The following is a 24603-nucleotide window of genomic DNA, read 5'->3' on the forward strand; positions in this document are numbered from 1 at the left end:
CGAAGAGGCTAGATGGCCGCCTTGAGCGCATCGACCCGGTCGGTCCGCTCCCACGGCAGGTCGATGTCGGTGCGGCCGAAGTGGCCGTACGCGGCAGTCTGCGCGTAGATCGGTCGTAGCAGATCCAGATCGCGGATGATCGCGCCCGGACGCAGATCGAAGACCTCGTTGATGGCCTTCTGGATCTTGGCCTGGTCGACCGTGTTGGTGCCGAAGGTGTCGACGAACAGGCCCACCGGGGCTGCCTTGCCGATGGCGTAGGCAACCTGCACCTCGACGCGATCCGCCAGCCCGGCAGCCACCACGTTCTTGGCGACCCAGCGCATGGCGTACGCAGCCGAGCGGTCCACCTTTGACGGGTCCTTACCGGAGAACGCACCGCCGCCGTGGCGGGCCCAGCCGCCGTAGGTGTCGACGATGATCTTGCGGCCGGTCAGGCCGGCGTCACCCATCGGACCACCCAGCACGAACTTTCCGGTCGGGTTCACCAGCAGCCGGTAGTCGGAGATGTCCAGCGATTCCTGCTCGAGCTCGTCCAGGACGGTGTTGACGACCTTCTCGCGGATATCCGGGGTCAGCAGGTTTTCCAGGTCGATATCGGCAGCGTGCTGCGTGGAGAGCACGACAGTGTCTAGGCGCACGGCCTTGTGGCCGTCGTACTCGATGGTGACCTGGGTCTTGCCGTCGGGGCGCAGATACGGCAGCAGACCGTCCTTGCGGACCTCGGTCAGACGTCGCGCGAGGCGGTGCGCCAGCGCGATGGGCAGCGGCATGAGCTCGGGGGTGTCGTTGATGGCATACCCGAACATCAGGCCCTGATCTCCGGCTCCCTGGGCGTCGAGGGGATCGGCGGCACCCTCCACACGGGCCTCATGTGCGGTGTCGACGCCTTGCGCGATATCGGGAGACTGAGCACCGATGGCGATGTTCACACCGCAGGAGTGCCCGTCGAAGCCCTTCGACGACGAGTCGTAGCCGATCTCGAGCACGCGATCGCGCACGATCTTGGGGATGTCGGCGTAGGCGGAGGTGGTGACCTCACCGGCGACGTGGACCTGGCCGGTGGTCACCAGCGTCTCCACCGCGACCCGGGACTTGGGGTCCTGTGCGAGCAGCGCGTCGAGAATCGAGTCGCTGATGGCATCACAGATCTTGTCCGGGTGCCCTTCGGTCACCGATTCACTGGTGAAAAGCCGTCCCGCTGAGCTCACCGCGCAGCCCCTTTCAGATCGTTACGTGTCCTAATCATTATGGCCGACGATTTGGTATCGGGGCCATGCCGGGTTGTCAGGTTCACTGACAAAGTCCGGCGACGGCATCCACAATACGGCTTGCCATCAGAACTTTGGTGCCGTGCTCCAACACGACTTCGGCGATCTCACCACCGCCTTGAGCGGACAGCAGCCATCCATCGTTGCTATCCACCTCAAAGGCTCGCCCCTCGCCAACAGCGTTGACTACCAACAGATCACAGCCCTTGCGCTTCAGCTTGGCGCGGGCGTGGAACAGTACGTCGCCGTTGGCGTCACCGGTTTCGGCCGCAAACCCGACGATGGCCCGCATCCTGGGCAGCTGCCCGTCTGAGCGCGCACGGACCACCCCCGCCAACACGTCGGCGTTACGCAGTAACTCGATGGGCGCATCGACGGGATTCTCACCGTCGGCGCCGTGGCTCTTTTTGATCTTGCTGGTCGCAACGTGCGCGGGCCGGAAATCGGCCACGGCGGCTGCCATGATCAACACCTCGGCCGCCGGCGCGTGTTTGTTCACCGCATCCTGTAATTGCGCGGCAGAGCTGATGTGCACGACGTCGACTCCGGCCGGGTCGGGCAACCCGACGGTATGACCCGCGATGAGCGTGACCTCGGCGCCGCGCTGTGCGGCCACCCGGGCGATCGCATATCCCTGCTTACCGGAGCTGCGATTTCCGATGAAGCGGACGGGATCCAGGGGCTCACGGGTGCCACCGGCCGTCACCAGGACGCGCACACCTGCCAGATCGTGCGGGAGAGCATCGGCTCGCGCCAGCAGCAGCTGTGCCAGCGTCGTGATTTCCTCGGCCTCGGGAAGCCGGCCCGGACCGGTATCGGCGCCGGTAAGGCGTCCTGAAGCGGGCTCTAAGACCACCGCGCCATGGCTTCGCAATGTCGCGACATTCTGCTGCGTTGCCGGGTGCTGCCACATCTCCGTGTGCATTGCGGGCGCGAACAGGACCGGACAACGAGCGGTCAGCAGGGTTGCGGTCAGCAGATCGTCGGCGCGGCCAGTGGCCGCGCGGGCCAACAGGTCGGCGGTTGCAGGAGCGACCACGACAAGGTCTGCGTCCTGCCCGAGCCGAACATGCGGGACCTGCGGAACATCGTCGAACACCCCGGTTTGGGCCGGCTCACCCGAGAGCGCCTCGAAGGTGGCGGCACCCACGAACTGCAGAGCCGACTCGGTCGGTATGACCCGGACGCTGTGTCCGGCCTCCGCGAGTTGGCGCACCACAGTGCACGCCTTGTACGCGGCGATTCCTCCGCCTACTCCGACGATGATCCGCGACACAGCCGGACCTCAGGCCCGATGCTCTTCGCGCGAGCCGCTCATCGCAGCTTCTACTCGCCTTCGGTGTGCTCAAGCAGGTCGCCGTGGATCTCGCGCAGCGCGATCGACAGCGGCTTCTCCTGCAGACCCGGCTCGACCAGCGGCCCCACGTACTCGAGGATGCCGTCGCCCAGCTGGTTGTAGTAGTCGTTGATCTGGCGTGCGCGCTTGGCTGCGTAGATCACGAGCGCGTACTTGCTCGATGCCCGCGCCAGCAGCTCGTCGATCGGCGGGTTGGTGATACCCAGCGGCGTGTCGAGCGCGGCGTCGTAGCTTTCGGTGCCCGGTTCGACGATGACGTCAGTCTGGGAGGTGCTCACTAAGAAATCTCCTGGATAGGTATATGGCGCTGAATATGGCGGGCGCGGTATTCGCAGTCTTTGTTCATGCGCTGCCGATTAACGTCCGACCAATAACGATACCAACTGTGCGCAGGCATTTTCCAACTGGTCATTGACGACGACGACATCAAAGTCGCTTTGAGCCGCCATTTCGACCTCGGCAGTTTCCAATCGCCTGGCGATCACGGCCTCCGATTCGGTGCCCCGGCCGGTAAGCCGCTGCACCAGCGCATCCCAGCTCGGTGGCGACAGGAAGACCGTCAGAGCCTGCGGAAGTACCGCCTTGATGGCGCGGGCACCGGCCAGATCGACCTCGATGAGGGTCGGCCGCCCGGCCTCCATCGCCTCGTGAACAGGTGCCGCAGGGGTTCCTGAACGCTGCAAGCCGCCATGAATATCGGCCCATTCCAGCAGCGCACCGGTATCAATGAGCCGCTGGAACTCCTCGGTGGTGACGAAGTGGTAGTCCACGCCGTCCAACTCACCGGGCCTCGGGGCCCTGGTGGTGGCGGAGACGCTGAAGAAAAGACCATCCACGTCATCGCGTAACCGATGCACCACGGTGGACTTACCGACGGCTGAGGGGCCGGATAGGACTACTACCCGGCCCCTCGTCGAAGCTGTCATCTGGAGAAGATCAGGAGAAGTCGAACCGCTCCAGCAGCGCCTTGCGCTGACGGTCGCCGAGGCCACGCAGACGGCGGGTCGGGGCGATCTCCAGCTCGGTCATGATCTCCTGCGCCTTGACCTTGCCGACCTTGGGCAGGGCTTCCAGCAGAGCGGAAACCTTCATCTTGCCGAGGACCTCGTCGGTCTCGGCGTCCTTGAGCACCTGCTTGAGATTGGTGCCGCCTTTCTTGAGCTTCTCCTTGAGCTCGGCCCGGGCGCGGCGGGCGGCAGCCGCCTTCGCCAACGCGGCGGCACGCTGCTCGTCAGTCAACTGTGGAAGGGCCACGATTCCTCCGTCTCATACGAAACTCGTCGGTTTTTCTGATCGGCTGGAAAACAACCAGCCAGCGACAGCGACCGTACCCACGCCAACCGACATATGTGAACCCCACCCCCCTCATCTCGGTGAAAATCGCCTGCTAGAGGGGCCGCAGGCGATCCTGCCGAGCAACCATCGCTTCCATGCGTTCCGACCCGGCATTTCTGCAGGTCGCAATTGAATAATGTTGTTGCACAATATGTTTCACGCGGAGTTGACAACACCGCCGATTCTTGTACCTGAACCGGAGACAAGCAAACCGTGATTGCCATGAGGGCAAACTGAAAATCTTGTGTGAATCTCGTGTTGCGCGTGTCGCGACCCGTCAACGTTCAGTTGAAGAGGCGCAGGTGAGAATGCCGGCGAGCAGGCGCCCGGGAAGTTGCTTAGCAAGGCACACCAGTTGCTGGGTAGGGTGCGCCATATGGGTGATTCCACGCACCCATCACGTGAGCGTGATCGGGTATTGGATGCCGTGAGGCTCGTGTCACTGGCCACCGTGGTGGCCTATCACGTCCTCGCGGGTAGCCCCACTATCGTCAAGGGCAAACCAGCCATGTCCGCGAATTACAACGTACATTGGCTATTCTGGCTGATCCCATTGATGCCGCTGTTCTTTTTTGCAGGTGCAGCAGCAAATCTCCATTCCTGGGAGTCCGGTAGGTCCTGGGGGCAGTTTCTGATGAGCCGGACGACACGGCTTTTTCGCCCGGTGTTCTACTTCCTCGTCTTCGTCGCACTGGTGACCACCTTGCTGCGCATCACCATGGGCAATTCCAGACAACTCCTGTATCTCGAGATGAGACATATCGAGCTGCTTTGGTACGTCGGCGCGTATCTGCTGACGCTTGCGTTCATGCCGTGGCTGGCCCGCATCCGCACCGGACGCCGGCTGGGCTGGTTCATCGCGGCGATGTGCCTGCTCACAGCCCTGGTGGACACCATCAGCGTGGTCACCGATACCTGGGTGATGACGGGTTGGATCAACATGATCTTCATGTGGCTTGTCCCCGCCGCATTGGGTATCGCCTATCAGCGCGCCCTGGTCCCCCGCCGGGTGGCCATGGCGGCCGCGGCCGTCGCATTGGGTGGCACCGTCGCATTGGCCATCCTGGGGCCCTATCCATCCGGGCTGATCGCCAACATGCCGCCGACTCTGCTGCTTGCGGCCAGCGCCATTCTCGAATGCATGCTGGTCATCGCTTTCGCCCCGGCCATCAACCGCTGGCTGCAGGGGGCGCGGACGTGGAAGTTCCTGCAGGTCTGTAATAGCGGCAGCATGACGATCTATCTATGGCACTGGGTGGTCACGTTCCTGCTGTCCTACGGGGTTTACCTGGCCCTTCGCATCGGATTGGTGAGCCCGCGCGACGCCTGGTACTGGCCGGGGAACGTACTGCGGCTGGCCATCGTCTGCGCCATCGTGGCCGTGTTCTTCATCCCACTGCGGGCCACAGAACGTCGTGCGCTGCCGTGGTGGGACCGTCCGGTGCCCTCGATGAGCACAGGACGCGATACCGCGGTCGGTGTCCTGGTGTTGATCGCGGCGATACTGACGCTGGTCTACACCCGGATCTATGTGATCAATCCGCTCTGGGGTGGGTTCACGCCCATCGGACGCTGGGTGGTGGTGGCGTCCCTGATACCGCTGGCGGCCGCACGTGCACTGTGCCGAAACCCATTGCACAGCAACGCGAATAGTTCAGAGAACCAATTTTCGCTTGCTCACTCGGCACACAGATAGGCGACGCTGTCCCGCAGCCTCGACACGGCCGCACGCAGCGCCGTGACGCCGGGCCCCTCGCGCAGCACCTCACGCGAGACCGCCGGTAGCAACAGCGATCCCGGAGCCCCGCCCAAGCCACGCAGATCCTCGGGCTTACCGCCCTGTGCCCCGAGCCCCGGAACAAGTACCGGGCCGCCGATCGACGACAGATCCGGCGGATCGGTGACGGTGACCCCGACCACGACACCCACAGATCCCGGACCGGCCCCCTTGGCGTTCAACGCGGCCACCTGGTCCACCATCGCCTGTGCGACGGTCAGCTCCCCGGCGCGTGCGCGCTGCACCGGGGGCGCCTCGGGATTGGAGGTCGCGGCGAGGACAAAGACGCCGCGGTCACGTTCACGCGCCAGGTCCAGCAGCGGAGACAACGATCCGAAGCCCAGATACGGCGAGGCCGTGACCGCATCGGAGCTCAACGGTGAATCGCCCAGCCAAGCCTGTGCGTATGCGGCCATCGTCGAGCCGATGTCCCCGCGCTTGGCATCGGCCAGCAACAGCACACCAGCCTCGCGGAGCCCCGCGATGGTCCGTTCGAGCACCGAATACCCTGCAGCACCATAGGTTTCGAAGAACGCCACCTGCGGCTTGACGATCGCCACGTCGGCGAAGGCCTCCACACAGATATCGCTGAACCGGGCCAGGCCCGACGCGTCGGCGTTTAGCCCCCAGGCGCGTAACAGCTCAGGATGCGGATCGATGCCCACACACAGCGGGCCACGGGATGCGGTGGCCACCTGCAGCCGTGCGCCGAAGGTCACCGGACCCACCGCTCTTCGCGCAAGCTGGGGGTACCTCCCGCGTGCGGGGGCCTCATCGCAAGCCCGCGTGGAGTTCCTGCAGCGACCGCACGCCGATATCCCCACGGATACCCGCCTCGATCCCCTGCACCGCGGCCGACGCACCCTGCACCGTGGTGATGCACGGAATGTTCATCGACACCGCGGCCGAACGGATCTCGTATCCGTCGACACGGGGGCCGGAGTTCCCGTACGGGGTGTTGATGACCATCGCGACCTCACCGGCCTTGATGACGTCGACCGAGGACCGCGGGGGCAATCCGTCCTCGGCGCCCTGATAGTGCTTGCGCACCTCTTCGCACGGTATTCCATTACGGCGCAGCATTTCTGCCGTACCTTCGGTCGCGAGCACCTTGAATCCGAGATCGGCCAGTCGCTTCACCGGGAACACCAGGGAGCGCTTGTCACGGTTGGCCACTGAGACGAAGATCGTGCCCTCCTTCGGCAACGACCCGTACGCGGCGGTCTGGCTCTTGGCGAACGCGCTACCGAAGTCGGCGTCGATGCCCATGACCTCGCCGGTGGACTTCATCTCCGGCCCGAGCAGGGAATCCACCTGGCTGCCATCCGCCTTGCGGAAACGGTGGAACGGCAGCACCGCCTCCTTGACCGCTACCGGAGCGCCCGGCGGCAGGGTGGCGCCGTCGCCGTCAGCGGGCAGCAGTCCTTCCTCGCGCAGACCGGCAATGGTGGCGCCCAGCATGATCCGTGAGCACGCCTTGGCCAACGGAACCGCAGTGGCCTTCGACACGAATGGAACCGTTCGGCTCGCACGTGGGTTGGCCTCCAGGACGTACAGCACATCGTCCTTGAGCGCGTACTGCACATTGAGCAGGCCCACGACTCCGATTCCATGCGCGATGGCCTCGGTGGCATTGCGAACCTTTTCGATATCGCTGCGGCCCAGGGTTACCGGCGGTAGCGCGCACGCCGAGTCGCCGGAGTGAATACCGGCCTCCTCGATGTGCTCCATGACGCCGCCGAGGTAAACCTCGGTGCCATCGCACAACGCGTCGACATCGATCTCGATGGCATCCTCGAGGAAACGGTCGACGAGCACGGGGTGCTCGGGTGAGAGCTGGGTGGCCCGCGTGATGTAGCCGTGCAGGGTGTCCTCGTCGTAGACGATCTCCATACCCCGTCCACCCAGCACGTAGGACGGTCGCACCAGCACCGGGTAACCGATATCGGAGGCGATCTGCCTGGCCTGCTCGAAGGTCGTCGCCGTGCCGAATCGAGGCGCCGGCAGACCGGCCGACACCAGCAGATCCCCGAACACGCCCCGGTCCTCGGCGCGATCGATGGCCGCCGGGCTGGTGCCCACCACCGGCACGCCGGCATCGGCCAAACGCTTCGCCAGCCCCAGCGGGGTCTGTCCGCCGAGCTGCACGATCACACCGACAACACCCGGTCCACCGCGACCGGACTCATTTTCAGCGTGGAACACCTCCAGCACATCCTCGAACGTCAGCGGTTCGAAGTACAGGCGGTCGGCGGTGTCATAGTCGGTGGACACCGTTTCCGGGTTGCAGTTGACCATGATGGTCTCGAATCCGGCCTGCGACAACGTGGTTGCCGCGTGCACGCAGCTGTAGTCGAACTCGATACCCTGGCCGATGCGGTTGGGGCCCGACCCGAGGATGAGCACCTTGGGCCGCTCGGTCTGCGGGGCCACCTCCGACTCCGCGGCCGGATCCAGCTCGTAGCTCGAATAATGGTACGGAGTCTTGGCCTCGAATTCGGCGGCGCAGGTGTCGACTGTCTTGTACACCGGCCGGATTCCCATCCGGTGGCGCAACGATCGCACCCCGTCCTCCCCCGCCAATTCCGGTCGCAGTGCCGCGATCTGGCGATCCGAGAGCCCGTAGTGCTTGGCCCTGCGCAGCAGTTCCTCGTCAAGGATCGGTGCCTCACGCAACTCGGTACCGAGCTGGTGAATCTGCGCGATCTCTTCCACGAACCACGGGTCGACACCGGTGATCTCGGCCACCTGCTCAACGGAGACACCGGCACCCAGCGCGTGTTCGATACCGTAGAGCCGCCCGTCACGTGGCACCCGCAGCTCCTGCAGGAACGTATCCAGATCCTCGATGGGGCTGGCGTTGTCGGTCCAGAAGCCCGCCGCGGAGGTCTCCAGCGAGCGCATGACCTTCCCGAGTGCCTCAGCGAAGTTGCGCCCCAGGGACATTGCCTCACCCACCGATTTCATGGTGGTGGTCAAGGTGGCGTCGGCGCCGGGGAACTTCTCGAAGGCGAATCGCGGGGCCTTGACGACGACGTAGTCCAGAGTCGGCTCGAAACAGGCCGGGGTCTCCTTGGTGATGTCGTTCACGATCTCGTCGAGCGTGTACCCGATCGCCAGCTTGGCCGCGATCTTGGCGATGGGGAATCCGGTTGCCTTGGAGGCCAACGCGCTGGAGCGCGATACGCGTGGGTTCATCTCGATGACGATGAGGCGACCGTCGCGCGGGTTGATGGCGAACTGGATGTTGCAGCCGCCGGTGTCCACGCCGACCTCGCGCAGGATCGCGATACCGAGGTCACGCATCTTCTGATACTCGCGGTCCGTCAGCGTCATCGCCGGAGCCACTGTCACCGAGTCTCCGGTGTGCACGCCCATCGGATCGACGTTCTCGATCGAGCACACGACCACCACGTTGTCGCGGCTGTCGCGCATCAGCTCGAGCTCGAATTCCTTCCAGCCGTAGATGGATTCCTCGATCAGCACATTCGCCGACGGGGATGCCGAGAGTCCCTCGCCCGCCATCCGCTCGACATCCTCGGGGGTGTAGGCCATGCCGGAGCCCAAGCCACCCATGGTGAAGGACGGGCGCACCACGACCGGCAGCCCGAGGTCGGCGACGGTGTCGCGGACCTCGTCCATGGTGAAACAGACGCGGGACTTCGCCGACTCGCCGCCGACCTTCGCGACGATGTCCTTGAACCGCTGCCTGTCCTCGCCGCGCTGGATTGCCTCGAAGTTGGCGCCGATGAGCTCCACGTTGTACCGGTCGAGTGCACCGTTCTCGTAGAGCGCGACCGCGGTGTTCAACGCGGTCTGGCCGCCCAGCGTGGGCAACAGCGCGTCGATCTTGTTGCCCTTCTCCGCTTGTGCGGCAAGGACTTTCTCGACAAACTCAGCGGTGATCGGCTCGACGTAGGTGTTGTCGGCGTACTCCGGGTCGGTCATGATCGTCGCCGGGTTCGAGTTGACGAGACTGACCTGGAGCCCCTCTGACCGCAGCACACGGCAGGCCTGGGTGCCCGAGTAGTCGAACTCGCAGGCCTGGCCGATCACGATGGGTCCCGACCCGATGACCAGGATGTGGTTGAGGTCTGTGCGACGTGGCATCAGCGATTACCCCGATTCTCAAGTGCCGTAACGAACTGGTCAAAGAGGTACTCGGCGTCGTGCGGGCCGGCCGCCGCCTCCGGGTGGTACTGCACCGAGAAAGCCGATCCGTCCAGCAGCCGGATTCCCTCCACCGTGCCATCGTTGGCGCAGGTGTGGCTTACCTCGGCGCGCCCGTACGGTGTGTCGAACTGTTCACCGGCCTCGCCTTCAAGCGCGAACCCGTGGTTCTGCGCGGTGATCGCCACTCGGCCGGTCGAATGATCGATGACCGGGATATTGATACCGCGATGCCCGAAGGTCATCTTGTAGGTGGACCTGCCCAATGCCCGGCCCAGCAGCTGATTGCCGAAGCAGATGCCGAACAGCGGGATTTTCTGTTGCAGCACCGCCTGTGTCACCGCCACCACGTGATCCGCGGTGGCCGGGTCGCCCGGCCCGTTGGACAGGAACACACCGTCGGGCGCCAGCGCGAGCAGCTCGTCCGGGCTGATGGACGAGGGCACCACCTGTACGCGGATACCGCGTTGCGTGAAGTTGCGTGGGGTGTTGGTCTTGATCCCCAGGTCTATAGCGGCCACGGTGAACCGGTGCGCGCCATCGGGTTCCACAATGTAGGTGTCGTCGGTGCTCACCTCCCCTGCCAGGTCCGCACCCAGCATCGAGGGCTGGCCGTTGACGCGCGACAGCAGGAAGTCGGTGGGCGCGTCGGCAACTGTCCCGCTGAAGATGCCCGCCTTCATCGACCCACGGGTACGCAGGTGACGGACGACGGCCCGGGTGTCGATTCCGGCGATGCCGACAATGTGCTGCCCCTTGAGGGCATCATCCAGGGACCCTGTGGCGCGCCAATTCGAGACCCGGTTCGAAGGGTCGCGCACCGCATATCCGGCAACCCAGATCTTGCCGCCGCGACTCTCGTCGTCCTCGTCGTTCCATCCGGTGTTACCGATCTGCGGCGCTGTTGCCACCACGATCTGCCGGTGATAGCTCGGGTCGGTCAGGGTTTCTTGGTAACCCGACATGGCCGTGCAGAACACCGCCTCGCCGAGAGTTTCACCCACCGCCCCGAACGGCTTGCCGGTGAACACCCGCCCGTCTTCGAGAACGAGCACCGCCTTGTCACTCATGACGCCTGCTTCCATTCCTGATATTCGCTTCGCGGTCGTGCCAAAAATCCGGTGTCGATCTCGGTGCCCGAGGGCAGCCGCCACCGGATCGCAAGAATTCCGTCGTGAGTAAGCACCTTGCCCGCCAGCGCCTTGGCCGTACGGATCTCGGTGATGACGTCGGCGGGAATCCAGATGTCCCCGGTGCCGCTGCGTTCCAGCAGGATCCCGCCGGTGTATCTGGTCAAGGTGGCGTTCGCGCGGTAGCCCAAGTCGCCCACCGCGATTCGGTCCTGCCAGTCCGGCGCGATGGTGCTGCCGACGTAGAGGCCATCCGCGGGTTCGATAACGATGTCGCCGCGCTCGGCGGGCACCACGGGCAGTTCCCCCACGGTGTCGATCTGACGTTGGCCGCGTGCGCGCCAGCCACGCCACATCAGGCGGGCGAGCAGCACAGTCAAGGTGAGCGAGGCGCCCGCCATGATGAGGGCACCGATGAAGTCGCCGTGGTTCATTGGGTCACCTTGCCGTCCCGTGCGGTGATACGGCCGCGCAGCAGCGTCGCGGTCACGGTGGCAGGCAACGTCATCGATTCGAATGGGGTGTTGGCCGACTTGCTGGCCAATCCGTCGCCACTGACGGTCCAGGTGGCGTCGGGGTCAACGATCGTCAGGTTGGCGGGCTCGCCGACTGCCAACGGACGCCCCTGATCGGGCAGACCGACGATCTGCGCCGGCCGCTCACTCATCACCCTGGCGATATCGCGCCAGGTCAGCAATCCCGTTTTCACCATGGTCTCCACGACCACCGACAGCGCAGTCTCCAACCCGAGCATTCCGGGGCGGGCCGCCGCGAACTCGCAGCATTTCTCGTGATCGGCGTGCGGTGCGTGGTCGGTTGCCACACAGTCGATCACCCCGTCGGCGAGGGCCCGGCGCAATGCCTGGGCGTCGGTCGACTCCCGCAGCGGCGGATTTACCCGATACACACCATCGTAGGAGGCCAGCCGGCCGTCATCGAGCAGCAGATGGTGCGGAGTCACCTCGGCGGTGATGGAAATGCCTTGCCCCTTGGCCCATTTCAGCAGCTCGACGGTGCCGGCGGTGGATGCGTGACAGATGTGCACCGGAGCACCGCTGTCGCGTGACAAAATCGCATCCCGCGCGACGATGGATTCCTCGGCGGCGCGGGGCCACCCGGTCAGGCCCAACTTGGCCGCGGTGGCCCCCTCATGCGCCACCGATCCGACGGTGAGCCGCGGTTCCTCGGCATGTTGGGCGATGAGCACACCCAAGCCCTTGGCGTATTCGAGAGCGCGCCGCATGATCAGCGGATCGTGCACGCATTTGCCGTCATCGGAGAACATCCGCACCCGGCCCGCACCACGTGCCATCATCGCCATCTCGGTGAGCTGCTTGCCTTCCAGCCCGACCGTGACGGCACCTACCGGATGTACGTCGACCAATCCGACCTGCTGGCCGCGCTGCCACACGTGATCGGTCACCACGGGGCTGTCTGCCACCGGATTCGTGTTGGCCATCGCGAAGACGGCGGTGTACCCGCCCAAAGCCGCTGCCGCCGAGCCGGAGTCGATGGTCTCGGTGTCTTCACGCCCCGGTTCACGCAGATGCGTGTGCAGGTCGACGAATCCCGGCAACAGCACCTGCCCCGGCGCCTCGATGGCGGTGTCGACTTCCGTCTCGATACCCGCTCCGATACCGGCCTCGATGCGGGTGATCTGGCCGTCTTCGATGAGGACGTCGACCTGCTCGCCCTCCCCATACAGCAGTACGCCCTTGATCAGGACACTCATGCGGGCACCGCCTCTGAGCTGTCGGACGACCCGACCAGCAGGTGGAACAGCACGGCCATGCGGATATGCACTCCATTCGATACCTGTTGCAGAACAGCTGATTGCGACGAGTCGGCCACGGAGGACGCGATTTCCATACCGCGCAGCATCGGGCCCGGATGCAGCACCACCGCGTGTTCGGCGAGCAGCCGCTGCCGGGCCTCGGACAATCCGTACAGCACCGAGTACTCGCGCGCCGAGGGGAAGAAGCCACCGGTCATACGCTCGGCCTGCACCCGCAGCATCAGCACCGCGTCGGCACCCGGTAGCTCGGCATCCAAGTCGTGACTGACCGTCACCGGCCACGTCTCGACGCCAACGGGCAGCAGCGTAGGTGGAGCTACCAGCACCACCTCGGCGCCGAACGTATTGAGCAGCAGAGCGTTCGATCGAGCGACTCGACTGTGCAGGATGTCCCCGACGATCACGATGCGGCGACCTTCCAGACCGCCCAGCCGCTGCCGAATGGTGAGCGCGTCAAGCAGTGCCTGCGTCGGATGTTCATGGGTGCCGTCGCCGGCATTGATCACAGCGGGACCGCCGGCCAGTCCTTCTGACGTCCACTGCGCAAGCTGCGCGGCGACCCCGGAGGCCGGGTGACGGACGATCAACGCGTCAGCGCCGATCGCGCGCAAGGTCAGGGCGGTGTCGCGCAGCGATTCACCTTTGGCCACCGAGGAACCGGACGCACTGACGTTGATAACGTCGGCACTCATCCACTTCCCCGCCACTTCGAAGGAAACCCTTGTCCGCGTGGAGTTCTCATAGAACATCGTGATGATGGTGCGCCCGCGCAGGGTGGGCAGCTTTTTGACCTCACGTCCCGCCAGGGCCTGCAGAAACCGGTCGGCGTCGTCGAGGATGGCGGTGGCCTCGTCGCGGGTCAGGTCGGCCGCGGACAGCAGATGCTTCACGAGGCCTCCCCCTGCGCACTGTTGATGACCACGGCGTCGCATCCGTCGTGTTCGGCCAGCAGCACCTTGACGTCTTCGGAGCGCGCGGTCGGCACGTTCTTGCCGACGTAATCGGCGCGCAACGGCAGTTCACGGTGCCCGCGATCAACCAGCACCGCCAGTTGCACCGCCCGCGGCCGGCCCAGATCCCGCAGCGCGTCGAGCGCCGAACGCACCGTGCGTCCCGAGAACAACACGTCGTCGACGAGCACCACCAGGGCGCCATCGACCCCGCCTTCAGGAATGGAGGTGCGTTCCAGCGGGCGGTGGGGTTTGTTGCGCAAGTCATCGCGGTAGAGCGTGATGTCCAGGAATCCGGCGGGCACCTCGACACCGGAGAACTCGGTGATGTGGGCGGCCAATCGTTTGGCCAGGGTGGCGCCGCGTGTCGGGATACCGACCAGCACGACGCGGGGAGCGTCACTGGAATCGGAAAGAGCGGTCTTCTCGATGATTTGATGCGCGATACGCGAGATGGTCCTGCCGACATCTGCGGCGGACAACAGTTCGCGTCCCTCTGGTAATGCGCCCACGCTTACGCGAGACCTCCTTCTCCGCCTCACTGGACGGATCGTTAAAGGATGTCACTTATCGCCAGGGAGCTTAGCATCCGGGCACCCACCGGCCTCGGCTGACAGGATGGAGTTATGCCCCAGCCCAACTCCGCCTTCGACGCCGCCCTTGCCCCGATCCGGGCGGCGGTCAATGACCGCATCCTGGCCGGAGCGGTGACGCTGGTGTGGCAGGGCGGGCAGCTCAAACATCTGGGGGCGACCGGACACCGCGATATCGAGGCGGGCCTGTCCATGGCCGAGAACACCATTTTCCGTATCGCTTCCATGACCAAGCCGGTCATCAGCGCGGCAGCCATGGCCCTCGTCGACGACGGCACGATCCGCTTGAACGACCCGATCACCACGTGGCTGCCGGAGTTCGCCGACATGCGGGTGCTCAAGGATCCGGGTGGGCCGTTGGATGACACGTTCCGGGCGCCCCGCACCATCACGGTGGAGGATCTGCTGACCCACCGCAGCGGTCTGACCTACGACTTCATCGCGACCGGACCTATCGCGAAGGCCTATCAGCCACTGCACACGGCGACATTCAGTGAGCCCGACGCATGGATAGCGGCCATCGCCGCGCTGCCGCTGGTGTACCCGCCCGGAGAGCGTTTCCACTACAGCCATTCGACCGATGTGCTCGGGTTACTGATCGCCCGCGCGGCCGGGCTGCCGCTCAACGAGCTGCTGCGTCAACGAATCCTGGATCCGCTGCGCATGTCGGATACCGACTTCTTCGTTCCCGAACACAAGGCCGGACGACTGGCACGCCTGTATGGCCTCGACGATCACGACCAGGTCGTGGCGGCCGACCGTGGCTATCTCACCTCGATGCCCACGTCGGCCCCGGCGCTGTGTCGTGGCGGCGGAGCGCTGGCAAGTACCGCAGGCGACTACCTGACCTTTGCGCGGGCACTGCTGGGTGGCGGCGAGGCCGACGGGGTCCGCATTCTCTCCCCGGAGTCCACCGCGGCATTGCGCGCCAACCGGCTCACGCCCGCTCAGCGAGAACTGCCGGCATTCGGCCTGCCGTACTGGACCGGACGCGGCTTCGGCCTGGGCTTGTCGGTCGTCCTGGATCCGAATGCGGCCGCGTTGTTCGGCCCCGGCGGCGCCGGCACCTTCGGCTGGCCTGGCGCGTTCGGAACATGGTGGCACGCCGACCCGAAGGCCGACGCGATCCTCATGTTCTTGCCGCAGTGGCGGATGCCCGACCTGGACCCCAAAGCCGCGTTGGCGAGCACATCCACCCTGCGTCTGCAGCTGTTGCACATTCAGTTCGCGCAGGCCGTCTACGCCGCGCTGTGAGCGCCGGGTCAGTCCAGGTGTGCCTGTAGCAGCCAGCCCGCCATCGAGACTCGGCCGTTGGGCTCTTCACGGACTTCGGCGAAGCTCTGCGCCGCGCCGTCCTTGAATCCCTCGCCGTTGGCGTACAGCCGCGCCGGGCTGATGTCGTCGATGGTCCAGAACTTGGAGACGATCGCGCGCAGCTCGGGTTCGGTGACGGGATAGGGCCCGTCGATGTCCGGGGGGAAGCCCGCCTTGTCGAAAACCAGCACGATGTACGTGGCGCCCGGTGCCGCGGCACGCACGATCGACTGCTGATATCCCTCACGCAAGGCGACGGGCATCGAATGGAACAGCGTCGAGTCGATGATCGTCCCGAAGCGTCCGTCGTACCCCGTGAAGTTCGAGATGTCGGCAACGTCAAAGGTGACATTGGTCAGGCCGCGCTCGGCCGCATAACCCTTGGCCAGCTCGATCGCCGTGGGCGCGGCGTCCAGGCCGACGGCGGCATGGCCTCGCTCGGCGAGGTACAGAGCGGTCGCGGCCTCCCCACACCCGGCATCCAACACGTCGCCGTGCACCTTGCCCTGCTCGATGAGCGTCAGGATTTCAGGCTGCGGCTGCCCGATGCTCCACGGCGGCCGAGCGGCGAGCTGCTCGGGCGCCTCACCCCGATACGAGGATTCGAACATGTCTTGCAGGTTCTCGGTCATGGACCCAGGATGCCGAATCCGGCGACGCGTGTCAATGCACCTGACATTTGATCAACGAATCTCCCGGGACACCGCGTGCGCGAAATCGATGAGTCGATTCATCTGTGCCACACCATGACTGGAATACTTCGAGAACTGGAAGTGCTCGATGCTGTGCCGGTATTCCTCCAGCGAAGCTTTGACGGTACGCGTGGTGGTCGAGGTGTAGAGCGTCAGGTCAACCGTCGTCATGGTCACGGCGCCGTCCGGCGCGACGTCGTAGTCGACCTTCAGGGACTTATCGGTGATTTCGGACAGCGGGATGGTGCGCAGGGTCACCGATACCGTGGGATGCGGGGGCCGCTCGTCATGCCCCGCGCAGTGCCCCTCCCTGACGAACCACAGAATCAGCCGCCCACTGTCGACCAGCGCAATCTCGTACCACCACTTCTCACCCCACGCCCCGTGCTCGCAGCCTCGGTTCAGCAGGAAGGTGCCCACCTGCGCTACGTCGACCACCCGGCGTAGTTGATCGATCGCCATCCAGGCATGCGGCGTGAAAACTCCAATCGCAGCACCCAAATGAGGGATGGCCGCCCAGTCGGCATCTCTGTCAAACACGTTGTGCCACCGCCCGCCCGAATTGAAGAAGCCGTTCCATCTGCGCGAGACCGCCGTCCACGATCGACTTGGCGAAGTAGAAATCCTGCACTTCCCACTCGGTTTCCGAGATGGAGACCGCACGACTCTTTTCCGGAGTCACCGTCGAGAGCCACAATTCGACGGCGAGCAGCGAGCGCTCCGTACCAAGCTGTTGATACGTCGTCTTCAGCTGACGGTCGGTGATCGCGCCCAGCGGAATCACACGGATCGATGAAGTGAACTCGGAGGAGCCGATCAGTCCGGACTTGTCCTCGCCGTGCCACATCACAAGCCTGCGGCCGTCGGTCAGCGCCACCTCCTGCCACAGACCTTCCGACTGCTCAGCTGGTTCGCGATCCAGAACGAATGCAGACACCTCCGAGATGTCGACCACCGCTCGCAGCGCGTCGAGCGCCACCTTCGGGTCCCGGAGTCCGACGGTCGCGGCGTTGGTGAGGTCCGGATACGGGGCCCAGTCCTGGTACCCATCCCCCTCGACACCGCGCAGTGAACGCTCGATAGCCGCCACCTCAGCCACCCACTCAGCGGGATCCGCTTCGGTCCACAGATCGGCGAGTTCACTGCCCGGAGCCTGCACCCGGGCGATCGCGCCGCGGGCCAGGACCGCAAGCGCATATGCCTGGGTTTGCTTTATGGCGATGTCGGCCACCGCTTCCGACCACCGCTCCGCGCCCGCATCGACCTCGCCCGAACATCGCAGGGCAATCACCGCAGCGGCAGCGACCACCGCCGACCCCTCCGGCGCCTCTAGGTAGTCAGCATTCGCCAGGCGCAGGCATCGCGCCAGTTGAAGCTCGATATCGTCACCCTGCCTGAGATCGCCCAAGAAGTCAGCAGCGTCATCGTTGTCAAACGGTCCAGCACCCCAGGCTCCCACGCAGCTAATAGTGGCAGAACACCCCACCTAGCGCATCTCAACGTACTTGAGCCGAGGCGCGCGCCTATTGTCCATGTTGCTGTCCGGATCACACTCAGGACCGGCCGATAGGCTCGCGGCATCACCGAGAGAATCGAGGCGACCATGACCGAACCATCGGGCAGCGAGCAATCATTCAACGAGGCCAACATCGCCGAGTTCCGCGCCAACGGCGGCAAGGTTGGCGGCCAATTCGAGGGTTTTCCGCTCATGCTCTTGACGAGCACTGGAGCCAAATCGGGCGCCGAACGCGTGAACCCGTTGGCCTACTTCGATATCGACGGCAAGGCCTACATCGTCGGTTCGTCGGCGGGAAGACCGAAGAACCCCGCCTGGGTGGCGAACCTGCGCGCCAACCCCGATGTCGCCGTGGAGATCGGCGCCAACCCGAAAACAAAGGCCACGGCCGTCGAACTCCCCCGCGCCGAGCGTGATCGAGTGTTCGCGATCGTCAAACAGCGCGCACCCGGATTCGCCGAGTACGAGACCCTCACGGACCGGGTGATCCCTGTGTTCGAGATACGCCTCGACTGACCTATTCCGCGGAGCCGGAAGCCGAGCCACCGCGGATGTGCGGGGTCACGAGCATGAGCTGACCCAGCACGCCGTTCACGAACGCCGGTGACTCATCGGTGGAAAGCTGCTTGGCCAGTTCGACCGCTTCATCGACGGCCACCACCTCGGGCACGTCCTCGGCATGGAGCAGCTCCCACACCGCGACGCGCATGATCGCGCGGTCCACCGCGGGCAGCCTGGCCAGCGTCCATCCCTGCAGATGCGAGGAGATCAGCTCGTCGATGTGCGTGGCGTGCTCGGTGACACCGTGCGCGACCGTCACCGTGTAGGGGTTCAGCGGCTCCACGTCGGGCTTCGCCTCCGCCAGGCCGCGACGCTCATCGGCCACGGCGGCTGCCGTCATATCCCGCGCCTCGGCCTCGAACAGCAGGTCCACTGCCCGCTTACGCGCCTTGCGGCGGCCGCCCTTGGCGGAGGCGCGGCCGGTCGAACCGCTATCAGCCATTCACGCGGCCGAGGTAGCTGGCGTCGCGCGTGTCGACCTTGAGGCGGTCACCGGTGTTGATGAACAGCGGCACCTGGATCTCGGCGCCGGTTTCCATCGTCGCCGGCTTGGTGCCCGCACTGGAACGATCACCCTGCAGGCCCGGCTCGGTGTGCGTCACCACCAGCTCGACCGACACTGGCAGCTCGATGTACAGCGGCGCGCCCTCGTTGAACGCGACCTGCACGGTCATGCTCTCCAGCAGGAACCGGTGTGCGTCGCCGACCAGCTCGGGAGTGAGGTGATGCTGCTCGTAATCCTGGCTGTCCATGAACACGAACGAGTCGCCGTCGCGGTACAGGTAGGTGGTGTCGCGCCGGTCGACGGTCGCGGTCTCGACCTTCACGCCCGCGTTGAAGGTCTTGTCGACGACCTTGCCCGACAGCACGTTCTTGAGCTTGGTGCGCACGAACGCCGGTCCCTTACCGGGCTTCACGTGCTGGAACTCGGTGATCTGCCACAGCTGACCATCGATGTTGAGCACCAGGCCGTTCTTGAAATCGGCGGTTGAAGCCACAGTCGTCTATCTCCTTGCGTAACTGTTCAGTACTACTCAATTAATGACGGTGAGTTCCTTGGGGAACCGGGTCAATAGCTCCGGCCCGTCGGGCCGCACCACGAGCGTGTCCTCGATCCGGACTCCGCCCCGGTCGGGCAGGTAGACCCCTGGCTCGACTGTCACCGCCGAGCCAGCAAGCAGTGTACCGGTGGCGCCGGCACCGATACCCGGTGCTTCGTGGATCTGCAACCCCACACCGTGGCCGAGGCCGTGACCGAAGTTCTGTCCGTATCCGGCGGCGGCGATGACATCGCGGGCCGCGGCGTCCACACCCTTCAGCGATGCTCCGGGCGCCAGGGCCTCCCGCCCCGCCGCCTGTGCGACCAGCACCAGTTCGTAGATCTCCTGCTGCCACGGCGACACCGATCCCAGCACCAGGGTCCGGGTCATGTCCGAGTGATAGCCGGCGACCAGTGCACCGAAGTCGATCTTTACGAAGTCGCCGGTGGCCAGCACCGCGTCGGTGGGTCGGTGGTGCGGTATCGCCGAATGCGGGCCGGCCGCGACGATGGTCTCGAACGACGCGCCGTCGGCTCCATGTTCACACATGAGGTTCTCCAGGTCGCGGGCGACATCACGCTCGGTGCGCCCAGGCCGGATCCCGCCCGTCTCGATCAAGGCCGATAACGCGGTATCTGCTGCAGCGCAGGCTCTTTCGAGGAGGAGCACCTCGGATTCGTCCTTCACTTCCCGGAGTTTCTCCACCCGGTTCGGGGCCCGGACCAACTCGACGTGCCCGGCCGCCGCGCTCAATTTGTCGAATCCGTCGACGGTGACCACGTGGCTTTCGAATCCTGCGCGTCCGGCGGCGGCCGACGCGATCAGCGCCGCGCCGTAGCCACGGTCGATCAGTGCACGCAGATCCGGAACCTGCGCGGCGGCCTGGGTGCGGTAGCGGCCATCGGTGCACAACACGGTCGCCTTCTCATCCGCTCCGTCGCTCGCGGCCACCCATAGTGCGGCGGCGGACCCCGTGAAACCCGTCAGATAGCGAATGTTGACCAGGTCGGTGATCAGAAGCGCATCGAGTCCGTCGGCGCGCAGACCCTCGCGCAGTCGTTCCCGGCGATCGATATGGCTGAGGACGGTCGTCATAGGTGTCGACGCTACCGCGATACGCTGGGCCCATGCCCGAAGCTGGAACACGTTCCATGACCGCGCAATGGCTTACCCGTGGCGCCGTCTTCGCCGTCTTTATGGTGCTGATCCGCGTGATACAGGGTCTGGCCATCAGCGTCTGGGAGACCCACGGCACCCTCATCAACATCACGCTGGTTCTGGTGTTCGTCGCGGCGGTGGTGGTCTGGGCGGTCACCGACGGCCGCGGCGATGCCCGGCGCAACCCCGATCCTGACCGCCGTGAAGATCTGGCGATGTGGTGGCTGCTGGGCGGCATCTTCGCCGGCGCCGTCAGCGGCCTGGTGATCTGGCTGATCAGTCTGTTCAACGAGGGAATCTACGCGGCGGGCGTCCTGGCGGAGCTCACCACCACCGCGGCATTCGTGGCGCTGCTGGTGTTCGGACCCGCCATGGTCGGCGTATTCGCGGGCCGACTGCTAGTGGACCGCAAGGAAAAGGAGCACGCCGCGCTACAGCAGTCGGATACCGACGTGTTCCAGTCGGTTCAGGACGAAGTGGACGTCACGAAGTAGCGCAGCGCCAGCAGGTATCCCTGCACGCCGAGCCCGACAATCACCCCAGTGGCCAACGCACTGAGGTACGACTTGTGCCGAAACTCCTCGCGTGCATACACATTCGAGATGTGCACCTCGATCAATCCGGCCGTCAATTCGGCACACGCATCCCGTAGCGCAACCGACGTGTGGGTGAACGCGCCCGCATTCAGGATCACCGGATCCTTGGCGTCCGCGGCATCGTGAATCCAGCCGAGCAATTCGGCTTCGCTGTCGGTCTGCCGCACCTGGACATCCACACCCAACGAGTCCGCTTCGGACCCAACGAGTGACACCAGCTCCTCGTAGGTGACGCTGCCGTAGACGGCGGCCTCCCGTTTACCCAGACGGCCGAGATTGGGGCCGTTGAGAACCTGGATCGTCACAACATCACTCCCTCACCAGTGGTCGGACCTGCCACCACCGAGTACGCGGCGGCCAGCAGTGACGGGTCGGGGCCTTCCAGTCGTCCCGGCTTGGCCAACCCGTCAAGCACCACGAATCGCAGTATGCCCGAGCGGGTCTTCTTATCGCCCTGCATCGATTCGACGAGCTGTCCCAGCGCGTCGGCGTCGTAACGTGTCGGCAGCCCGAGTGCCGAGAGCACTCGCGCGTGGCGATCGGCGGTCTCGTCGTCCAGACGTCCGGCCAAGCGCCCCAGTTCGGCTGCGAAGACCAGACCGACCGACACGGCGGCACCGTGGCGCCACCGGTACCGCTCGCGCCGCTCGATCGCATGACCGAGGGTGTGGCCGTAGTTGAGGATCTCGCGTAGCTCGGCTTCTTTCTCGTCGGCGGCCACCACCTTGGCCTTGACCGCGATGGAGCGTTCGATGAGCTCGCGCAACACCGGTTTGGACGGATCGATCGCAGCCTCCGGGTCGGCCTCGATGAGCTCGAGGATGACCGGATCGGCGATGAATCCTGCCTTCACCACTTCGGCCATACCTGCGACGATTTCGTTGCGCGGCAACGAGTCGAGGGTCGCCAGGTCCACCAGCACCGCCCCCGGCTGGTGAAATGCGCCGACGAGGTTCTTGCCCGCCTCGGTGTTGATGCCCGTCTTACCGCCGACCGCGGCATCGACCATCGCGAGCAGCGTGGTGGGTACGTGCACCACCTTCACGCCGCGCAACCACGTGGCGGCGGCGAAACCGGCGGTATCGGTAGCGGCCCCTCCCCCCAGGCTGACGACGGCGTCTTTGCGCCCTATGCCGATGCGGCCGAGTACCTCCCAGATGAATCCGAGCACGGCCAGATCCTTGCCTGCCTCGGCGTCGGGAATCTCGACACGATGCGCATCGATTCCTGTGTCGGCCAGGGTCTTCCGAATTTCCTCGGCGGTGGCCGCGAGGGTGGGCTGATGCAGTATCGCCACCTTGTCGGAACCTTTGAGCGCGCCCACCAACTCACCCAATAGACCCGTTCCCACGATAACCGGGTAGGGCGGGTTCACCTCGACGGTGATCGTCGTCGGCTCGGCGCTAGTCATTGTCGGCTCTTCCTTTAGTGTCGGTTCCGGGAGTATCGCTCTTGGTCGCCGCGGGCGTGCCGGAGGTACGGCGCCGCGATCGGGGACGCCGTCGGGGGCGTCGCCGCCGTGAAGAAGCTGTGGTGCCCGCCTCGGGGTTCTCCAACCGGGACACGATGGTCCGGACCACTGCGCCGGGATTTCGCCTGTCGGTGTTGACCTTGATGGTGGCGACCTCTCGGTACAGCGGAACTCGCTGCGAGATGAGGGCGTGGTACTTCTCGGCGCGGTCCGGCCCCGCCAGCAGCGGACGCACCACACTTCCCCCGGTGCGCCGAATTCCTTCCGCGGCACTGATTTCCAGGTACACGACGGTGTGCCCGCTGAGTGCTTCCCGGACGCCTGGAGTGAGCACGGCGCCACCGCCGAGCGAGACCACCCCATCCTGCTGATCAAGCGCCTGCCGAATCACCGATTCTTCGATACGCCGGAATTCCGGCTCCCCGTCGGTGGCGAAGATGTCGGCGATGGTGCGGCCGGCCTGTGCCTCGATGCCGATGTCGGTGTCATAGACGTTGACGTTCAACGCTTTTGCCAGCCGACGGCCGATGGTGGACTTACCCGATCCGGGCAGTCCGACAAGGACGGCTTTGGGGCTCATCCCGCTGTGTTAGCCGCTCTTCGCGCAGGCTGCTCATCGGAAGATTCTCGGCGCGGCTCCCGCTGCGCCACCGCGTCCAGGTACCCACCGACGTTGGTCTTCGTCTCGGACAGTGAGTCTCCACCGAACTTTTCCAGTGCGGCACGGGCCACTACCAGCGCGACCATTGCCTCGGCGACCACGCCCGCGGCAGGGACCGCACACACGTCGGAACGCTGGTGAATTGCGACGGCCTCGTCGCCGGTGGACATGTCCACGGTCGCCAACGCCCGCGGAACGGTCGAGATGGGCTTCATCGCCGCCCGCACTCGCAGCGGCTGACCGTTGGTCATGCCACCTTCCAGCCCGCCGGCGCGATTGGTGGAGCGCAGAATGCCGTCGGGACCCGGGTAAATCTCGTCGTGTGCGGCGCTGCCGCGTCGGCGCGCGGTAGTGAAACCGTCACCGATCTCGACACCCTTGATCGCCTGGATGCCCATGATCGCCGCCGCCAGTTGGCTGTCCAGCCGGTCGTTTCCACTGATGAACGAGCCGAGTCCGACAGGCAGACCGGCGACCACCACCTCGACCACGCCGCCGAGGGTGTCGCCGTCCTTCTTGGCGGCCTCGATCTCGGTGATCATGGACTGTTCGGCTTGTGCGTCGAACGCCCGCACCGGGCTGGCGTCGATGGCGGCCAGATCCGCGGCACCCGGAACCGGACCTTCGTAGGGCTCGGAGTCGCCGATGGAGATGACGTGCGAAATGACATCGACTCCCAGAGCCTGCTTCAGGAAGGCCTTGGCAAGGGTGCCCACCGCCACACGCGCAGCGGTCTCGCGCGCACTGGCCCGCTCGAGCACCGGGCGGGCGTCATCGAATCCGTACTTGAGCATGCCTGCGTAGTCGGCGTGCCCGGGACGGGGCCGGGTCAGCGGCGCGTTACGCGCGATGTTCTCCAGCTCGGCGGGGTCCACGGGGTCCGGAGACATCACGGTCTCCCACTTGGGCCATTCGGTGTTGCCGACCTCGATGGCAACCGGACCGCCCAAGGTCAGCCCGTGGCGCACGCCGCCAAGCACGGTGACCTGATCGGCCTCGAAAGCCATCCGCGCACCCCGGCCGTAGCCCAGGCGGCGACGCGCCAGCTGCCTACCGATGTCCTCCGATGTCAGTTCGACACCGGCGACCATTCCTTCCAGGACCGCGACCAACGCGCGTCCATGCGATTCACCTGCCGTGATCCAGCGCAACACGTGCACCATTGTCCCATGCGGGCAGGCCGGTCTTCCAAATCGATCGGGACAGTGGATGGTTC

26 protein-coding genes are annotated in these 24603 nt (G+C 65.3%); 4 read left to right on the forward strand and 22 right to left on the reverse strand.

Annotated elements, in window-relative coordinates:
* Nucleotides 1-8 precede the first annotated feature (8 nt).
* The 5 genes from metK to mihF form a co-directional block, all read right to left on the reverse strand.
* Nucleotides 9-1211: a methionine adenosyltransferase gene (metK, locus tag AOT83_RS09910; RefSeq protein WP_030093540.1), complete on the reverse strand. Its 1203-nt coding sequence runs from the start codon at nucleotides 1209-1211 to the stop codon at nucleotides 9-11.
* A gap of 82 nt (nucleotides 1212-1293) precedes the next feature.
* Entirely contained in the window at nucleotides 1294-2547 is a 1254-nt protein-coding gene (gene coaBC, locus AOT83_RS09915) for a bifunctional phosphopantothenoylcysteine decarboxylase/phosphopantothenate--cysteine ligase CoaBC (protein WP_030093541.1), read from the reverse strand.
* A gap of 50 nt (nucleotides 2548-2597) precedes the next feature.
* A complete protein-coding gene (rpoZ, locus tag AOT83_RS09920; RefSeq protein WP_225422047.1) occupies nucleotides 2598-2882 on the reverse strand; it encodes a DNA-directed RNA polymerase subunit omega in 285 nt (94 codons plus the stop codon).
* Nucleotides 2883-2984: 102 nt separating this feature from the next.
* Nucleotides 2985-3554 carry a guanylate kinase gene (gene gmk / locus AOT83_RS09925; RefSeq protein ID WP_057965954.1) on the reverse strand — a complete coding sequence of 190 codons (570 nt, stop codon included), beginning with the start codon at nucleotides 3552-3554 and terminating at the stop codon, nucleotides 2985-2987.
* 10 nt (nucleotides 3555-3564) lie between these two features.
* On the reverse strand, nucleotides 3565-3882 hold the full coding sequence (mihF, locus tag AOT83_RS09930; protein WP_030093544.1) for an integration host factor, actinobacterial type: 318 nt from the start codon (nucleotides 3880-3882) through the stop codon (nucleotides 3565-3567).
* Between the two features lie 457 nt (nucleotides 3883-4339).
* Here mihF and AOT83_RS09935 point away from each other — a divergent pair, with 457 nt between their 5' ends.
* Nucleotides 4340-5659, forward strand: coding sequence for an acyltransferase (locus AOT83_RS09935; RefSeq protein WP_057965955.1), 1320 nt, complete (start codon nucleotides 4340-4342; stop codon nucleotides 5657-5659).
* On the opposite strand, the gene pyrF is transcribed toward AOT83_RS09935, so the two are convergent.
* Genes pyrF through pyrR form a run of 7 tightly spaced genes read right to left on the reverse strand, consistent with a single transcriptional unit; the run spans nucleotide 5641 to nucleotide 14270 of the window.
* On the reverse strand, nucleotides 5641-6468 hold the full coding sequence (pyrF, locus tag AOT83_RS09940; protein ID WP_057965956.1) for an orotidine-5'-phosphate decarboxylase: 828 nt from the start codon (nucleotides 6466-6468) through the stop codon (nucleotides 5641-5643). The genes AOT83_RS09935 and pyrF overlap by 19 nt on opposite strands.
* Nucleotides 6469-6511: 43 nt before the next feature.
* Entirely contained in the window at nucleotides 6512-9850 is a 3339-nt protein-coding gene (carB, locus tag AOT83_RS09945) for a carbamoyl-phosphate synthase large subunit (protein ID WP_057965957.1), read from the reverse strand.
* A complete protein-coding gene (carA, locus tag AOT83_RS09950; protein WP_057965958.1) occupies nucleotides 9850-10980 on the reverse strand; it encodes a glutamine-hydrolyzing carbamoyl-phosphate synthase small subunit in 1131 nt (376 codons plus the stop codon). Before carA ends, carB begins: the two co-directional genes overlap by 1 nt.
* Nucleotides 10977-11474, reverse strand: a complete 498-nt coding sequence (locus AOT83_RS09955; RefSeq protein WP_057965959.1) for a hypothetical protein — start codon at nucleotides 11472-11474, stop codon at nucleotides 10977-10979. The genes carA and AOT83_RS09955 overlap by 4 nt, the downstream gene beginning before the upstream one ends.
* Entirely contained in the window at nucleotides 11471-12772 is a 1302-nt protein-coding gene (locus AOT83_RS09960) for a dihydroorotase (RefSeq protein ID WP_057965960.1), read from the reverse strand. The genes AOT83_RS09955 and AOT83_RS09960 overlap by 4 nt, the downstream gene beginning before the upstream one ends.
* Complete coding sequence (locus AOT83_RS09965; protein WP_196325571.1) at nucleotides 12769-13767, reverse strand: aspartate carbamoyltransferase catalytic subunit; 999 nt, start codon at nucleotides 13765-13767, stop codon at nucleotides 12769-12771. The genes AOT83_RS09960 and AOT83_RS09965 overlap by 4 nt, the downstream gene beginning before the upstream one ends.
* A complete protein-coding gene (gene pyrR, locus AOT83_RS09970; protein WP_030093552.1) occupies nucleotides 13722-14270 on the reverse strand; it encodes a bifunctional pyr operon transcriptional regulator/uracil phosphoribosyltransferase PyrR in 549 nt (182 codons plus the stop codon). Before pyrR ends, AOT83_RS09965 begins: the two co-directional genes overlap by 46 nt.
* A 141-nt stretch (nucleotides 14271-14411) precedes the next feature.
* Here pyrR and AOT83_RS09975 point away from each other — a divergent pair, with 141 nt between their 5' ends.
* Nucleotides 14412-15632 carry a serine hydrolase domain-containing protein gene (locus AOT83_RS09975; protein ID WP_057965962.1) on the forward strand — a complete coding sequence of 407 codons (1221 nt, stop codon included), beginning with the start codon at nucleotides 14412-14414 and terminating at the stop codon, nucleotides 15630-15632.
* An 8-nt stretch (nucleotides 15633-15640) separates the two neighbouring features.
* Here the strand turns inward: AOT83_RS09975 and AOT83_RS09980 are convergent, their stop codons facing one another.
* The 3 genes from AOT83_RS09980 to AOT83_RS09990 are packed head-to-tail and all read right to left on the reverse strand — an operon-like array spanning nucleotide 15641 to nucleotide 17843.
* On the reverse strand, nucleotides 15641-16324 hold the full coding sequence (locus AOT83_RS09980; RefSeq protein ID WP_057965963.1) for a class I SAM-dependent methyltransferase: 684 nt from the start codon (nucleotides 16322-16324) through the stop codon (nucleotides 15641-15643).
* A gap of 51 nt (nucleotides 16325-16375) precedes the next feature.
* Nucleotides 16376-16924: a hypothetical protein gene (locus AOT83_RS09985; RefSeq protein ID WP_057979799.1), complete on the reverse strand. Its 549-nt coding sequence runs from the start codon at nucleotides 16922-16924 to the stop codon at nucleotides 16376-16378.
* Nucleotides 16917-17843 carry a DUF4259 domain-containing protein gene (locus AOT83_RS09990; RefSeq protein ID WP_057965965.1) on the reverse strand — a complete coding sequence of 309 codons (927 nt, stop codon included), beginning with the start codon at nucleotides 17841-17843 and terminating at the stop codon, nucleotides 16917-16919. The genes AOT83_RS09985 and AOT83_RS09990 overlap by 8 nt, the downstream gene beginning before the upstream one ends.
* 144 nt (nucleotides 17844-17987) lie before the next feature.
* Between AOT83_RS09990 and AOT83_RS09995 the strand changes: the two genes are divergently transcribed.
* On the forward strand, nucleotides 17988-18416 hold the full coding sequence (locus AOT83_RS09995) for a nitroreductase family deazaflavin-dependent oxidoreductase (RefSeq protein ID WP_057965966.1): 429 nt from the start codon (nucleotides 17988-17990) through the stop codon (nucleotides 18414-18416).
* Nucleotide 18417: 1 nt separating this feature from the next.
* Here the strand turns inward: AOT83_RS09995 and nusB are convergent, their stop codons facing one another.
* From nusB to AOT83_RS10010, 3 genes are read right to left on the reverse strand one after another with little or no spacing between them, the layout of a single operon-like run.
* Nucleotides 18418-18903, reverse strand: a complete 486-nt coding sequence (nusB, locus tag AOT83_RS10000) for a transcription antitermination factor NusB (RefSeq protein ID WP_044103937.1) — start codon at nucleotides 18901-18903, stop codon at nucleotides 18418-18420.
* The gene (gene efp / locus AOT83_RS10005) at nucleotides 18896-19459 is read right to left on the reverse strand and encodes an elongation factor P (RefSeq protein ID WP_030093559.1); all 564 of its coding nucleotides are present in this window, start codon (nucleotides 19457-19459) and stop codon (nucleotides 18896-18898) included. Before efp ends, nusB begins: the two co-directional genes overlap by 8 nt.
* Before the next feature lie 36 nt (nucleotides 19460-19495).
* Nucleotides 19496-20596, reverse strand: a complete 1101-nt coding sequence (locus tag AOT83_RS10010) for a Xaa-Pro peptidase family protein (protein WP_057965967.1) — start codon at nucleotides 20594-20596, stop codon at nucleotides 19496-19498.
* A gap of 32 nt (nucleotides 20597-20628) precedes the next feature.
* Here AOT83_RS10010 and AOT83_RS10015 point away from each other — a divergent pair, with 32 nt between their 5' ends.
* A complete protein-coding gene (locus tag AOT83_RS10015; RefSeq protein WP_198530415.1) occupies nucleotides 20629-21153 on the forward strand; it encodes a B-4DMT family transporter in 525 nt (174 codons plus the stop codon).
* On the opposite strand, the gene aroQ is transcribed toward AOT83_RS10015, so the two are convergent.
* Genes aroQ through aroC form a run of 4 tightly spaced genes read right to left on the reverse strand, consistent with a single transcriptional unit; the run spans nucleotide 21126 to nucleotide 24541 of the window.
* Nucleotides 21126-21560, reverse strand: a complete 435-nt coding sequence (gene aroQ, locus AOT83_RS10020; protein WP_030093562.1) for a type II 3-dehydroquinate dehydratase — start codon at nucleotides 21558-21560, stop codon at nucleotides 21126-21128. The two genes, AOT83_RS10015 and aroQ, sit on opposite strands and share 28 nt — an antisense overlap.
* Nucleotides 21557-22666: a 3-dehydroquinate synthase gene (aroB, locus tag AOT83_RS10025; RefSeq protein WP_030093563.1), complete on the reverse strand. Its 1110-nt coding sequence runs from the start codon at nucleotides 22664-22666 to the stop codon at nucleotides 21557-21559. The genes aroQ and aroB overlap by 4 nt, the downstream gene beginning before the upstream one ends.
* On the reverse strand, nucleotides 22659-23306 hold the full coding sequence (locus AOT83_RS10030; protein WP_030093564.1) for a shikimate kinase: 648 nt from the start codon (nucleotides 23304-23306) through the stop codon (nucleotides 22659-22661). Before AOT83_RS10030 ends, aroB begins: the two co-directional genes overlap by 8 nt.
* Nucleotides 23303-24541, reverse strand: a complete 1239-nt coding sequence (gene aroC, locus AOT83_RS10035) for a chorismate synthase (protein WP_057966041.1) — start codon at nucleotides 24539-24541, stop codon at nucleotides 23303-23305. Before aroC ends, AOT83_RS10030 begins: the two co-directional genes overlap by 4 nt.
* Between the last annotated feature and the right edge of the window lie 62 nt (nucleotides 24542-24603).

Origin of the sequence: Mycobacteroides sp. H001 (assembly GCF_001440005.1) — a bacterium.
Classification (GTDB): Bacteria; Actinomycetota; Actinomycetes; order Mycobacteriales; family Mycobacteriaceae; genus Mycobacterium; species Mycobacterium gwanakae.